At 40.3% G+C, this 13214-nt stretch carries 16 protein-coding genes; 1 reads left to right on the top strand and 15 read right to left on the bottom strand.

From position 1 onward, the window contains the following. Window positions 1-125: 125 nt before the first annotated feature. Window positions 126-893 carry a TatD family hydrolase gene (locus tag V7L95_RS07480; protein ID WP_017359325.1) on the bottom strand — a complete coding sequence of 256 codons (768 nt, stop codon included), beginning with the start codon at window positions 891-893 and terminating at the stop codon, window positions 126-128. Between the two features lie 81 nt (window positions 894-974). Continuing rightward, a complete protein-coding gene (gene metG, locus V7L95_RS07475) occupies window positions 975-2975 on the bottom strand; it encodes a methionine--tRNA ligase (protein WP_041506541.1) in 2001 nt (666 codons plus the stop codon). A 519-nt stretch (window positions 2976-3494) separates the two neighbouring features. Here metG and V7L95_RS07470 point away from each other — a divergent pair. After that, window positions 3495-3785, top strand: coding sequence for an AbrB/MazE/SpoVT family DNA-binding domain-containing protein (locus tag V7L95_RS07470; RefSeq protein WP_087975202.1), 291 nt, complete (start codon window positions 3495-3497; stop codon window positions 3783-3785). Window positions 3786-3829: 44 nt separating this feature from the next. Here V7L95_RS07470 and rsmI read toward each other — a convergent pair whose 3' ends face one another. The 13 genes from rsmI to V7L95_RS07405 all read right to left on the bottom strand — a co-directional run bounded on the left by rsmI (window position 3830) and on the right by V7L95_RS07405 (window position 12971). Beyond that, window positions 3830-4711: a 16S rRNA (cytidine(1402)-2'-O)-methyltransferase gene (gene rsmI, locus V7L95_RS07465; RefSeq protein WP_008341890.1), complete on the bottom strand. Its 882-nt coding sequence runs from the start codon at window positions 4709-4711 to the stop codon at window positions 3830-3832. Further along, complete coding sequence (locus tag V7L95_RS07460) at window positions 4686-4985, bottom strand: GIY-YIG nuclease family protein (RefSeq protein ID WP_019744059.1); 300 nt, start codon at window positions 4983-4985, stop codon at window positions 4686-4688. Before V7L95_RS07460 ends, rsmI begins: the two co-directional genes overlap by 26 nt. After that, window positions 4972-5715 (bottom strand): tRNA1(Val) (adenine(37)-N6)-methyltransferase, encoded by a 744-nt coding sequence (locus tag V7L95_RS07455; protein WP_046527641.1) that lies wholly within the window; start codon window positions 5713-5715, stop codon window positions 4972-4974. Before V7L95_RS07455 ends, V7L95_RS07460 begins: the two co-directional genes overlap by 14 nt. 55 nt (window positions 5716-5770) lie before the next feature. Next, entirely contained in the window at window positions 5771-6124 is a 354-nt protein-coding gene (yabA, locus tag V7L95_RS07450) for a DNA replication initiation control protein YabA (RefSeq protein WP_007496228.1), read from the bottom strand. Window positions 6125-6138: 14 nt separating this feature from the next. Further along, window positions 6139-6966 carry a stage 0 sporulation family protein gene (locus V7L95_RS07445; protein WP_007496230.1) on the bottom strand — a complete coding sequence of 276 codons (828 nt, stop codon included), beginning with the start codon at window positions 6964-6966 and terminating at the stop codon, window positions 6139-6141. Window positions 6967-6968: 2 nt separating this feature from the next. Then, window positions 6969-7958 carry a DNA polymerase III subunit delta' gene (holB, locus tag V7L95_RS07440; protein ID WP_017359329.1) on the bottom strand — a complete coding sequence of 330 codons (990 nt, stop codon included), beginning with the start codon at window positions 7956-7958 and terminating at the stop codon, window positions 6969-6971. A gap of 11 nt (window positions 7959-7969) precedes the next feature. Then, window positions 7970-8410 carry a YaaR family protein gene (locus tag V7L95_RS07435; RefSeq protein ID WP_008341898.1) on the bottom strand — a complete coding sequence of 147 codons (441 nt, stop codon included), beginning with the start codon at window positions 8408-8410 and terminating at the stop codon, window positions 7970-7972. A gap of 12 nt (window positions 8411-8422) precedes the next feature. Next, window positions 8423-8752 (bottom strand): cyclic-di-AMP receptor, encoded by a 330-nt coding sequence (locus tag V7L95_RS07430; protein ID WP_012008640.1) that lies wholly within the window; start codon window positions 8750-8752, stop codon window positions 8423-8425. 79 nt (window positions 8753-8831) lie between these two features. Beyond that, entirely contained in the window at window positions 8832-9470 is a 639-nt protein-coding gene (tmk, locus tag V7L95_RS07425; protein ID WP_007496237.1) for a dTMP kinase, read from the bottom strand. Then, window positions 9467-10873 carry an aminotransferase class I/II-fold pyridoxal phosphate-dependent enzyme gene (locus V7L95_RS07420; protein WP_129548017.1) on the bottom strand — a complete coding sequence of 469 codons (1407 nt, stop codon included), beginning with the start codon at window positions 10871-10873 and terminating at the stop codon, window positions 9467-9469. Before V7L95_RS07420 ends, tmk begins: the two co-directional genes overlap by 4 nt. Window positions 10874-10950: 77 nt before the next feature. Then, entirely contained in the window at window positions 10951-12015 is a 1065-nt protein-coding gene (locus V7L95_RS07415; RefSeq protein WP_048003021.1) for a toxic anion resistance protein, read from the bottom strand. A 21-nt stretch (window positions 12016-12036) separates the two neighbouring features. After that, on the bottom strand, window positions 12037-12651 hold the full coding sequence (locus V7L95_RS07410; RefSeq protein WP_046342403.1) for a 5-bromo-4-chloroindolyl phosphate hydrolysis family protein: 615 nt from the start codon (window positions 12649-12651) through the stop codon (window positions 12037-12039). 128 nt (window positions 12652-12779) lie between these two features. After that, window positions 12780-12971, bottom strand: a complete 192-nt coding sequence (locus tag V7L95_RS07405; protein ID WP_017359334.1) for a sigma factor G inhibitor Gin — start codon at window positions 12969-12971, stop codon at window positions 12780-12782. Between the last annotated feature and the right edge of the window lie 243 nt (window positions 12972-13214).

The raw sequence follows: 13214 nt of genomic DNA, 5'->3' as shown, positions 1-13214 counted from the left end.
TTTTTGGAAGGAAGGGAAGAAAGACATATCGACAACTTATCCTATGAGGAGGCGCAAACGTGTAGAACTTTTTCGTTATGTTTCACAATTGGACAAGCTTAAACAAGGATTGACATCATATACTGTCAGTTTATACGGAAAACTTTTTTCGCATTTTCTGTTGTCAATGCAGCAAGCTCTTCAAAGCTTATTTCTCGCAATTCAGCAATTTGTTCTGCGATATATTTCACATAGCTCGGCTCATTTCGTTTCCCTCTAAATGGCGCTGGAGTTAAATACGGGCAGTCTGTCTCAATCAGAAGACGATCGCTTGGAATATCCTTGACAACTTCTTTCGGTTTTTTCGCATTTTTAAATGTCACAGGTCCACCGAATGAGATATAAAAGTTCATTTCCATACACGCTTTTGCAATTTCGAGGCTGCCAGTAAAGCAGTGCATAATTCCTCCGACTTCTGCCGCTCCTTCTTCTTTTAAGATCGTCACTACATCTTCCGTAGCGTCACGGTTATGAATGATAATTGGCAGATTCACTTCTTTTGCAAGAGCAATTTGACGTCTAAAGACTTCTTTTTGCACATCTTTTGGCGACTTGTCCCAATAGTAATCTAGACCCATTTCTCCAATGGCAACAACCTTTTCATGCTGAGATAATTCTTTGATCCAAGCCAAATCTTCATCTGTCATATCAATGGCATCAACAGGATGCCAGCCGATGGCTGCATACATAAAATCATATGCTTCAATTAGCTCCATCGCTCTCGTAATGGTTGGACGATCAAACCCGACCACCACAATCTTCTCTACCTTTTCACTTTTTGCTCTTTCAATCACCTGCTCTAAGTCTTCATTATATTGTTCAGCATTTAAGTGGGCATGTGTATCAAATAACATGGTTGATGGCTCCTTTCGACAATTCTTCTGAAAAACAAAAGGTGTTCGACGAAATGTTACACGTGGAACACCTTTGTTAAATTATAAAATTTTCGTTCCATTTGCTAGAGATTGATCTACTTCAAGAACCTGCAATTTACCACCAGTTTCTCCAGTTAAAATCATTCCCTGGGAAATTTCCCCTCTTAGTTTAACTGGTGTGAGATTCGCTACGCAGACGAGCTTCTTCCCTACCAATTCTTCTGGTTGATAATGCTTGGCAATCCCTGAGACAATTTGTCTCTTTTCAAATCCAAAATCAAGCTGAAGCTTTAAGAGACGGTCAGCTTTTTTCACTGGTGCTGCTTCCAATACTTGTGCTACACGAAGGTCAACTTTCGAAAAATCATCGAAGGCAATTTCGGCACCCAGTTCAGGTAATTCAGTTTCTTCTATTTCAACTGACTCTTCTTCTACCTTAGGCGCACTTCCTTGCATCTTCTCTTTAATGTATGCCACTTCTTCTTCAACCTCTAAACGAGGGAACAACGGCTCACCTTTTTGTACCGTCGCTTTTTGAATCGCACCGAAAGAAAGAATGCTTTCCCAGCTTTTGAGTTTCTCTTCTTCAATTCCAAGCTGGAAGAAGATTTTCTCAGGTGTTTTTGTTAAGAATGGTGTTAACAATACAGCTGTGATTCGAAGTGATTCTGCTAAATGGTACATCACAGAATGCAGTTCTTTTCGTTTTGTTTCATCCTTCGCTAATACCCAAGGAGCTGTTTGATCAATATATTTATTCGTTCTGCTGATTAATGTCCAAACATTTGAAAGAGCCACTGAGAATTCGAGGTTTTCCATCGCTTCTTCATAGGCTTTCACCGTTTGTTCAGCTACAGCTTTTAGTTCCTCATCAAACTCATTGACTGGTCCCTTATAGCTGCTTAATGTACCGTCGAAGTATTTTTGCACCATCGCCACTGTACGGTTAAGTAAGTTCCCTAAATCATTGGCAAGGTCATAGTTTACACGTTCCACGAATCCTTCTGGTGTAAACACACCGTCTGCACCAAATGGTACTTCGCGTAGCAGGTAATAACGAAGAGCATCAAGACCATAGCGATCAATTAACGTAACAGGATCTACTACGTTCCCTTTTGATTTAGACATTTTGCCATCTTTCATGAGCAGCCAGCCATGTGCAAAAATTTGTTTTGGCAGCGGCAGATCAAGTGCCATCAGCATAATTGGCCAGTAAATTGTATGGAATCGTACAATTTCTTTCCCGACTAGGTGTACGTTGGCAGGCCAATATTTTTTATATTTTTCATCTTGATCGGTTCCGTAGCCAATCGCTGTTAAGTAGTTGAATAACGCATCAATCCATACATAGATGACGTGCTTCGGATTATTAGGTACTTTAATGCCCCAATCAAAGGTTGTTCTTGATACAGCTAAATCCTCTAACCCCGGTTTAATGAAGTTATTAATCATTTCATTCTTTCTTGATTCAGGCTGAATGAACGACGGGTTCTTTTCGTAATAGTCTAGTAAGCGATCAGCATACTTACTCATACGGAAGAAATATGATTCCTCTTTAATCAATTCAACAGGGTGTCCACTGTCTGGGCTTTTCCCTCCAATGACTTCCCCTTTCTCATTTCGCTCAACATCAACAAGCTGTGTTTCCGTATAGAATGTTTCATCAGGAATACTGTACCAGCCCTCATATTGATCTAAATAAATATCTCCTTGATCAAGCAGCTTTTGAAAGACTTGTTCAATGATTTTCGTATGTCTTTTTTCCGTTGTACGAATGAAATCATCGTTGGAAATGTCGAGTTTCTTCCATAATGATTTAATGTCAGCAACGACCGGATCTAAATACTCAATCGGTGTAATATTTTGTTCTTCAGCTTTTTGCTGAATTTTTTGTCCGTGCTCATCAGTACCCGTTAAATACATCACATCATAGCCTTGCAGACGTTTATAACGAGCCATGGCATCCCCTGCCACTGTCGTATAAGCATGTCCAATATGTAATTTTCCGCTCGGATAGTAAATTGGTGTAGTCAGATAAAACGTTTTTTTCTTTTCCGGCATGTCGGAACCTCCTGCTTGTGTGTAAATGTCAAAAACTCCCGCCCAATGGACGAGAGCGGTCATCATACTTCATTAAAATGTGTCAGATCATTTCATTATGTTTTGCACTTGTGCTTTCTCTATGATACCATCTTAGCCTTTAAGATCAAGCATATATACATAGAACAGAATGAAATGAATGAAAAAGATGAGTTTTTCGAAAAAAACGACAAACCGCTCGACATTTTGTCGAATATTGTCGTATAAAATCTATTTCCAGATTTACAATTGGCTAAATTAGGGCAAAAGTCTTGTTAATCTGTTATCGTCATTTTTCATATTTTTATAGATAAATTCTGAAAAATCCTTATACACCGGTAGTTTCAAGGTCCTTTGACTTTAAGAGTCATATTTTACAAACAATAGTAAACAAAATGATTGACGATTTATGGAAACCTTGTTATGCTAGGAATGTAAGGAATTTGTCGAATAATGACGAAGATAATATTATATTAAGAATAAGAACTTTTTGGGAGGAGAATGAAGATGAAATCTACAGGTATTGTACGTAAAGTTGACGAATTAGGACGCGTGGTGATTCCAATCGAGCTTCGCCGTACGTTAGGAATCGCAGAAAAAGACGCTTTGGAAATTTATGTTGATGATGAAAAAATTATCCTAAAAAAATATAAACCAAACATGACTTGCCAAGTAACAGGTGAAGTATCAGACGATAACCTTAAACTTGCTAATGGTAAATTAGTTCTTAGCCGTGAAGGTGCAGAGCAAATCATTAACGAAATCCAAAACCAACTTCAATCACAAAAATAAGTTTTATATAAAAAGGTTCTTGCACCGTTTGCAAGAACCTTTCTTTATTGTTCAATATGATACGCATCATAGATCGTCCGCTTTGGCACACCACGTTCGACCGCAGTACGTTTAATGGCCTCTTTTGACGTTAATCCTTCCTCTATGTAATGGATCACGTGCTCTTTTTCAGATAAAGAGTTCCACCAAGCTTCTTCATTCAGTTCTTCTTCATCCTGATCATTTCCTTGTACGACGAGACAGAACTCACCACGGATTTGTTGTTCTGTCACCCAAGTCAGCGCGTATTCTAAATCTCCACGAATAAACTCTTCAAATTTCTTTGTCAGTTCTCTCGTAATGGCAATATTCCGGTTCCCCCACACTTCTTTCATCACAGTCAGCGTTTCTTTTAACCGATGGGGCGCTTCATAGAAAATAATTGTTTCTTGGCGTTTCTTCAATGCTTCCAACTGTTTTTTCTTTTCCTTTTTTTGACGATCAAGAAAACCGTAAAAGAAAAATGGCTGTGGTGCGATTCCTGACGCAATGAGCGCCGTAAGTGCTGCATTTGCACCAGGTAACGGAATGACATAGCCTCCGATGTTCGTAAAGTCGCGAACCACTTCGGCTCCTGGATCAGAGATCGTCGGTAAACCGGCATCGCTCACGAGTGCAATATTCTTTCCTTCTTTTAACCATTCGATTAACTTGTGACCACTGCTATCTTTGTTATGTTCATGATAACTCGTTAATGGGGTATCAATTTCATAGACATGACAAAGCTTTTTCGTTTGTCTCGTATCTTCTGCGGCAATATAGTCTACATCTTTTAACGTTTGTATCGCTCGAAATGTCATATCTTCTAAGTTTCCAATCGGGGTTGGTACGAGATAAAGAATACCCATTTCTGATTGACCATCAAAGCTTTTCTGTGTCTTTTTCATGTGCCGCCTCCTTTTTGATTCGCTTTTCTTCTATATACATGTCCTTTTTTCGACGTGTCCACGTTTTGAAACGATATTCCTGTTGCATGGCTTCTCTTTTGGTTAAAAAGCATTCGTGGTAATAGAGTTCCACCGGCCGTCTAGCTCTCGTATACTTTGCACCCTTCCCACTATTATGGGCAGTCAGCCTTTTTTGTAAGTCATTTGTATACCCAGCGTACAAACTGCCATCTGCACATTTCAATACATAGAAATAATGACTATGCTTCTCCATACAGTATCGTCCTGATTTCTTTTGTATACTCTTGGTCTTCTCCATAAACAAAAAGCGGCGGGAGGATTTTCAAATCCGGCTTTCCATCTTTCATCCCTTCCACTAAAATGGTATTCGCTTCTTTTCCTTGTTTCGGATATACAAATTGAATTCGTTTTGGCTCAATTCGGTATTTCTTCATCATTTCAACAATCTCAAGCAGCCGTCCAGGACGGTGAACCATTGCCAGTTTGCCTCCTTGCTTTAGCAAAGTGGAAGAAACACGAATGACATCTTCTAATGTACAATGAATCTCATGACGTGCGATCGCCAAATACTCATTTTCATTGATTTCATCCTTAGAAGGAGTCTTAAAATATGGCGGATTACAAGTAATCACGTCTACTTTGTGGTTTCCGTACCGTTTAGGCATATCATTTAAATCACCATGGATCAACTCAATCTGCTGCTCCAGTTGATTATGCGCCACACTTCTCTTTGCCATATCATATAGGCGTTCTTGAATTTCAACCCCTGTAATAGAGGCTTTAGATCTCGTCGAAAGCAGCAATGGAACGATGCCATTTCCCGTACAAAGATCAATAATCTCCCCTTTTTGAATCGGCACATACGCAAATTTTGCTAATAACACTGCATCCAATGAAAAGGCGAACACCGTTTTACTTTGAATAATTTTCATATCTTCTGCAAGCAAGTAGTCTAAACGTTCATCTTCTCTTAACGAAACCATGATGTATCCTTTCTTTTCCTGTGAAAAAGGCTCCCGATTCAGCGGAAGCCTTTTCTCATTTTTTATTTAAAAATGACAGACAGAACAAACAGTCTCCCTCTTTCCGAATGCTCCCATAATGTACATTACAAATATGGAAGCCCTCCTGATATAAACGAGCTAGGTTATCATGACCTTCTCCTATATCAGAATGACTTGGCTTCTGGGCAGAATCATGCTCTGCCTCAGACGATTTATCTCGATCGGATTGATCCAGACGTTCACGCAAGTGCTGATTCTCCATCTGCAGCTGATGATTTTCTTCAATCACTTCACCGATATGATTTTTCAAATCACCTAGCTGGCGATAAAGAGAACCGATTTGTTCTTCTAAATTAATCACCGTATCAAATAGTTCCTTTTTATCCAAGGTGGCACACCTCGTTACTCAGTTGTTTGTGCAGATACAACGCCTTCTTGTAATAATTCTTCCCAAGTATATTCTATCACTTTTTCTTGCCCGGTTAATTCAACTTGCAAAATTCGTTCTAAAATATTAAGCCCTACTACCTTTGCAGAGCCATTAGACGTCTGAATCGTTTCACCGATGTCCGGTAATTGTTCTTTTGCTGTTTCGTACTCATCATTCTCATATTTCAAGCAGCACATTAAACGGCCGCAAAGCCCTGAAATTTTGGTAGGGTTTAACGAGAGGTTTTGATCTTTTGCCATTTTAATGGACACAGGTTCAAAATCTCCTAAGAAAGTTGAACAGCAAAGCATACGTCCACACGGACCAATGCCGCCTAGCATTTTTGCCTCGTCTCTTACACCGATTTGACGAAGTTCAATTCTCGTCTTAAAAATAGATGCAAGATCCTTGACCAGCTCACGGAAATCTACTCTGCCATCCGCTGTAAAATAGAAGATGACCTTGTTGCGGTCGAATGTAAATTCGACATCAACCAGCTTCATTTCTAGGCCGTGTTCACTTACTTTCTGAAGACATGTGTCAAAGGCTGCCATCGCTGCTTCTTTGTTCTCCTCAACGATGAGCCGGTCTCGTTCGTCTGCGACGCGAATCACCTTACGCAAAGGGAGAACCACATCGTGTTCATCTACTTTTTTATTGGCGATGACCACTTGCCCGTACTCAACACCTCTGACTGTTTCTACAATTACACAACTATCATTTTCTATATGAAATCCATTAGGATCGAAATAATAGATTTTGCCCGCTTTTTTAAAGCGAACACCAATTACGTTGTACAAGCTTATCCCTCCTGCAACATCAACACCAATTGCTCCATTAGCCCTTGGGCATTCACGTTGGATTGAAGTCTCTTTTTCGCTTCTAATACAGCAAGGATCTGATTCGTCACCATCTGCTGTGTGGAATGCAGCGCGTGCTGCTTCATTGTCTGGAATAAGTCTTGATAAATGACTTTATCTTCATTTCCTATTTGAATCGACAATACATCACGATATATAAATAAAAGCATATCAAGACCAGTTTCTTGAAGGTCTTTCTCTTTGAAAAAAGGCATCCATTGATCTTGTATATAAAAAAATGCATGTTCTTTTCGCTGGTGTAAGACTTCATACAATTTTATCACTTTCGCTCTAGACTCTGCAAACTGATCATTTCGACTTAATTCGAGTGCTTCTGCTAAATTATTGGTTAAATTCGACAAAAGCCTTGCAAGATCCTGAGACACGCCTTCTTGTAAAAGCTGCTGCTCCAAAGATTGCGGCTGCAGCGGCTTAAAGCTAAGCATCTGACATCTTGAAATAATCGTATCCAGCATTTTATGCGATTGTTCAGTGATTAAAACTGCCATCGTTTCCCGGTTGGGCTCCTCTAGGAACTTTAATAAACTGTTCGCAGCATTGACCGTCATTTTGTCCGCATGGAGAATGATATACATTTTCCGATGCGATTCTACGCCTGCTTTTGTAAATTCCTCCTGCAAAGCCTGCACTTGCGCCTTCTTAATTGATTGACCGTCAGGCTGCACTAGATGTAAATCTGGATGGTTGCCAGACTGAATTCTTTTGCAGTTTTGACAGGACTCACATGGTTTCACTCCTGCTTCCAAACAAAAAAAGCTCTTCGCTAAAAGCATCGCAGCATCTAGCTTTCCGGTCCCTTTTTTTCCTTCAAATAAGTAAGCATGAGCCAGTCGGTCTTTATCAATACTATTAAAAATCAGCCGCATGACGCGCGGCTGTAAATCATTCATGTCATCCCAGCTAATTGCCATGTTATCACTCTCTATGTGTAAAGGTTAATCAATAAACCTTTTATTTCTCCAATACGTTCAAGCAAATCAATCGAGGGTTTCTCTTGATTCATCATATCCTCTGTTAACTCAATCAGCTTTTCATCTAATGCTTTGACTAAAGCGAGTGTTCTCGTGTTGCCATAAATGTCAAAGCTCCTTGATGTCTCTATATTTAATCCATTATCGACTGTTTCTTTTACAAAGCGTTTCACAAGTCCTTTAAACCTAGCCAAATCTTTAAGGTTTCGTGACTTTGTCAGTTTCTTGCCGAAGACTTCGATATCGCTCAGCATGACTGTCAGCTGCTCTAAACGCATTTTACCACTTTGTGTCTCCATCGATGATTTAAACGATGCTGAAGTTTGGCTTCCTTTCATCGCTTGAAGTTCGCGCTTTTCTAAAAGCAGCCGCATATCTTGATTAATTTTCACAGCAACCCATCCTTAAAATTGATGAAATTGTTCAACTGGCAGAATAAAGACGGTAGCTCCACCAACTTCAACCTCAACAGGGTATGGTACATATGAATCTGCATTTCCACCCATTGGTGATACAGGCGCGATCATTTGATCACGTTTACGGCAATTTTCCTTGATTAGCTGTAACGCTTTATCCACTCGGACATCATCACAACCAATGATAAAAGTCGTATTCCCAGACTTTAGAAATCCACCAGTCGAAGCTAATTTTGTCACGCCGAATTGATGTTCGGTCAATATTTTCAATAACTTGCTGCTATCTTGATCCTGTACAACGGCAACAATTAATTTCATTTGAATGGCCTCCTTCATTTTAGGCACAGGTGACATGCCGATGTCTTCCTCTATATTATAACAACGATTGGGAATGAGGTCATATTTGATTTTTCTTTAATGTGTCCTGAATCAGCTGAAACACTTCATTAAAGACATCCTGAACAGGCTGAGACGCATCTACTACACGGAATCGTTCTGGTGATTGCGCAATCAGCAGCTCATATCCTTCTCTGACCATTTGATGAAAATTCAGTGTTTCCATGTCTAATCGATTTTTTTCTCTTCCTTGATTGGCATCAATTCGCTTTAGACCTTCCTCTGGTGTAATGGAAAAGTAAATGGTCATTTGCGGCATCGTGCCATCAATGGCAAAATCATTAATGGACTTGACTTCTTCAATCCCAAGCCCTCTCGCATAGCCCTGATAAGCAAGGGAGCTGTCGACAAAACGATCACATAAAACAGTTTCCCCCCGCTTCAATGCCGGTTCTACTTTTTCAGCCAAATGCTGCCTTCTAGCTGCTGCATAAAGCAGTGCCTCTGTTTTTGCGTCCATTTTTGTATTTTTTTCATTTAAAATCACTTCACGAATTTGCTCTGCAATGTCAATGCCTCCGGGCTCACGTGTCGCCATCACTGCATAGCCTTGACGTTCCATTTCTTCGTACACTTTTCGAATCACTGTCGTTTTTCCAGCACCCTCAGGCCCTTCAAACGTAATAAACATACCGCTCATAGTGTCTCCTCTTCTATATAAACATATAATTTTCTCTGGTGAATCACCTGACTTGCTTGCACATGAACTTGATGCCCAAGCAAACGGCTTAACGTCGCAATTTGATCTGATTCAATCGGTTGTCCTTTAATCATCAAAGGAATGCCAGGCGGATAGGGAATGACCGATTCTGCACTAATCCGGCCAGCTGCTTTTTCGAATGGAACAGCTTCTACATCTCGCTTTTGCTGATCGTGCTCTAAGAAGAGCGATCCCGTTTGAGGCTCTTTTTTTATAAGCAATGAATCACTTTGCTGAAGAGCCTGCTCTATAGCTGTAAAAGGAACGTCCTTTGTCTGTCCTAGACCAAAAACAAGTAAGACTTGATGTTCATCCGCAAGTTCTGGGTGAACCTCCACCGACTCAAGCACCTTTTTTAGTTCATAGCCTGTCAGCCCTTTTGTTGAACGAATGACACATTTTAATGGATCCATAGGTAAAGAGTCAGACTCAACCACTTCGAGATTGGAGATCATATTGAACTGTGCTTTCAGATTTGCCAAGTCTCTCATGATTTCGTCCATTAACCCTTTTCCCTTCAACTCCTCCACATAAGCTCTCGCCACATCTAACGAAGCCATAATTGGATAGGAAGGTGAACTGCTTTGAAGCATCGTTAATAACGTCTTTATCCGCTTCACATCCATTCGGTCTCCTTGAAGATGAAGATAAGACCCCATCGTCATTGCCGGAAGGGTTTTATGTGCTGATTGTACCACCACGTCTGCTCCATAGGAAAGGGCAGATGGAGGAAAGGCACCGCCTAATACAAAATGAGCACCATGTGCCTCATCAACTAATACAATGATGCCAGCTTCATGACACATTTGAATGAGCCCTGATAAATCAGCTGCATGTCCGTAGTAGTTCGGATATGTCAAAACGATTGCCCGGCAGTTAGGATGTGTCGCCATAGCTTGTTTGACTGTTTCCTCCGTCACATGAGTTGGGACGTGCAAGTACGGATCACTCTCAGTTTCTAACATAATAGGCGTCGCTCCCGCAAGCTCAATCGCATGGAACACAGACTTATGACAATTTCGCTGAACGAAAATGCCCTCCCCAGCCTGACAAGCAGACATCACCATTGCCAAATTGCCAACGGTTGTGCCATTCACAAGGAAAAAACTTTGTTTAGCTCCATATAGCTTTGCCAATAAATCCTCTGCCTCTTGAATCACCCCAGTCGGATGGTGAAGATCATCTAGACCTTCAAGTTCTGTCACATCCAGCTGAAGAATAGATGCATAATAGGACCGTGCCTCATCAAAAAAGACATCTCCATTGTGATGTCCCGGAACGTGAAAAGAATAGGGCTTCTTTTCCGCATGTTGTGATAATGCTGTATATAAAGGTGTTTTCAAACAAATCGACCCTTTTCACTTAAACGATATCTTATATCTATTATAACGTTCAAACAAGTGAACTGAAAGATGGATTCTCATTCCTTTATTGGTTTATGATTCACCAGCTTCTGCTCTGCCTCATACATGCTGCTTTTTAATTGAGCTCGTTCTTGGCTCCCATGTTCTTTTACCTGCAACGTTTCTTGCAATGTTTCGGCCAATTGGCGCTGAACCTTTTTCAACGTATCTATAGGCGTTAAGGATGCATCTTCAAGAAGCTGTCCTTGCTGCTTCGATACCTGTTCATATGTTTGCTGGATACGCTGCTCAAGCGCTGAATTGGCTCGCTGCTGAATATGATTGAACGCAATCGACATTTGGTTGATCCATAAAGGAATTGATGCGGAAACAGTTGATTGAATATGATTGGCTAATGTATGGTTTGTATGCTGAATCATTCGAATTTGGGCATTACATTGCAGTGCAATTTGACGGCTCAACAGCAAATCATACTTCCGTTCTTTTAATCTCTCCATATATTCTTCTTCATCGACTTCCCGACTCATCAATTGCTCCTCTAATGTCCGATCATGTGACTGTGTTGATTCTGTTAGGGCATGTCGCTCTAACAGCGTCAATTTTGCTTCAACTGCTGCAACCTGTAACGTCATCTCTTGAAAGTATGATTGATTTTCTTCAAATAAACGCTCCAATAACTTATGGTCCGAAATTAACACGCCTCTGGCGTAACGAAGCCTTGCTGACAATCTCTCTATCTGTGCTTCCGCTTGTTTAAAACGAGATATGATCTCCTGAGTCGAACGCTTTTCTCGCTGAAACAACCTTGAAAAAAAGCCTCGCTTCTTTGGCAATAAATCCTCTGGCTCCACTAAATGCAGTTGCTGCAAAAAAGCTTCTAGAACGTCTCCGATTTGGTCAATATCTTTTTTCTCCACATATTGCATCATTTGTTTTGATTGTTCTAACAATCGTTCCTGCACACGTGTGCCATAGAAAAGCAGTTTTTGTGGATGGTCAGGGATCTTCTCAGCTCGCTGTAGCGCCTCCTGCTTTTCCTCATCAGATAAGGTATCAAACACCCGAAACGGAAGATCTGTAGTAGATGGGGCTGTTGGTATGACTGGATCTTCTGGTTTCATCGAGTTTGACTCCTTTCATATCTATTTTTTAATCATTTTATCGGCCACTTCAAGTTCAATATGAAGTGCTTCTATATCTCTTCCTAAAACTTGCTGTAAATCAATCGTTAATTGCTTTTGCAGTTCAGTCAGCGTGACTCGAGTTTGGCTTAATGTCATTTCAAGCTCATGGCTACGATTCGGCTGATTATACAGCAGTGCATATTTCTCAGTTAATTCAACAACAGAATCCAAACTCTCAAAATAAAACCGCTGTGCATCATAAAACCGGTTCGGTTCCTTTTTTGTTATCGTATAGATGCGTCGTGCAAGCCGAAGAATTTCATAATTATGCTTGATCGTCTGTACGTTCTTCACAGCAAATAAAGCTTTCTTCAAACGAACCAGCTTTTGCCCGGCTTCTTTTAAATGCTGTTTAATATATACATAATCACTACGAGACAGTCCGTGTTTCTTCAAAAACAACTGGAAGGCAGCCCATCGGCTTCCTGCAAACATCACACCCCACCCAATCATCGCATACAGTATCGACAATCCAACATGATGATGGAAAACACCAATACTGACAGTTAAAATCACCAGCGAAAAAAGAGTAGAGAGAACGGCCCATACAAATGTGTAAAAAATTGATTTCATGTTCATCGACTCCTATGAATAATCAGGCTCTCTGTTTATCTTATTATTTATTACGGTTGATGTCCAAACTAAGTTCCAAAAAACAGGCCCAATCCCCGATTGCCCATAAAAAAAGACCATCTAATGGTCTATGAATACAAAGGCGGCGTATGAAGATTTTTAAGCTTTCTTACATAATCAGCATAACTAGGATCCGAGGTTGATGTAGAAATTAACTTCCGTTCACAATCTCGGCATAAAAACTGATGATATAAATAAATTCCCTTTGTTTTTTTCTCTTCACAAATCAAACAAATTGCTTCTCGCTCTTTTTTGCTCATTGTGACACCTCCACTTATAGCTTCAGTATGCCCTAGCGCTTTCAATTGTATACAAAATTAAGAATGTTTTAGATGATAGTTTAGTATATGTATCCATGCCAGATCGAGTGTTTGTTCCTTTTTTAAAATACAAAAAAGACCAGTTCCGATTGGAACTGATCCTTTAAAAAGCTTGGCGGCGTCCTACTCTCACAGGGGGAAACCCCCAACTACCATCGGCGCTGAAGAGCTTAACTTCCGTGT

It is taken from the genome of Bacillus sp. PPSBB_11 (genome assembly GCF_038023285.1).
Lineage (GTDB): Bacteria > Bacillota > Bacilli > Bacillales > Bacillaceae > Bacillus > Bacillus altitudinis.
This window is presented reverse-complemented; position numbering and strand designations above follow the sequence as displayed.

What these genes read in the sequence shown, in the direction of transcription:
- tmk (WP_007496237.1), bottom strand. Translation starts at nt 9,470, where the DNA reads ATGAGCGGTATGTTTATTACGTTTGAAGGGCCTGAGGGTGCTGGAAAA.
- V7L95_RS07460 (WP_019744059.1), bottom strand. Translation starts at nt 4,985, where the DNA reads ATGGAGAAGCATAGTCATTATTTCTATGTATTGAAATGTGCAGATGGC.
- rsmI (WP_008341890.1), bottom strand. Translation starts at nt 4,711, where the DNA reads ATGAAAAAGACACAGAAAAGCTTTGATGGTCAATCAGAAATGGGTATT.
- V7L95_RS07430 (WP_012008640.1), bottom strand. Translation starts at nt 8,752, where the DNA reads ATGAAATTAATTGTTGCCGTTGTACAGGATCAAGATAGCAGCAAGTTA.
- V7L95_RS07470 (WP_087975202.1), top strand. Translation starts at nt 3,495, where the DNA reads ATGAAGATGAAATCTACAGGTATTGTACGTAAAGTTGACGAATTAGGA.
- V7L95_RS07410 (WP_046342403.1), bottom strand. Translation starts at nt 12,651, where the DNA reads ATGAAATCAATTTTTTACACATTTGTATGGGCCGTTCTCTCTACTCTT.
- metG (WP_041506541.1), bottom strand. Translation starts at nt 2,975, where the DNA reads ATGCCGGAAAAGAAAAAAACGTTTTATCTGACTACACCAATTTACTAT.
- V7L95_RS07415 (WP_048003021.1), bottom strand. Translation starts at nt 12,015, where the DNA reads ATGAAACCAGAAGATCCAGTCATACCAACAGCCCCATCTACTACAGAT.
- V7L95_RS07480 (WP_017359325.1), bottom strand. Translation starts at nt 893, where the DNA reads ATGTTATTTGATACACATGCCCACTTAAATGCTGAACAATATAATGAA.
- V7L95_RS07405 (WP_017359334.1), bottom strand. Translation starts at nt 12,971, where the DNA reads ATGAGCAAAAAAGAGCGAGAAGCAATTTGTTTGATTTGTGAAGAGAAA.
- V7L95_RS07455 (WP_046527641.1), bottom strand. Translation starts at nt 5,715, where the DNA reads ATGGTTTCGTTAAGAGAAGATGAACGTTTAGACTACTTGCTTGCAGAA.
- holB (WP_017359329.1), bottom strand. Translation starts at nt 7,958, where the DNA reads ATGGCAATTAGCTGGGATGACATGAATGATTTACAGCCGCGCGTCATG.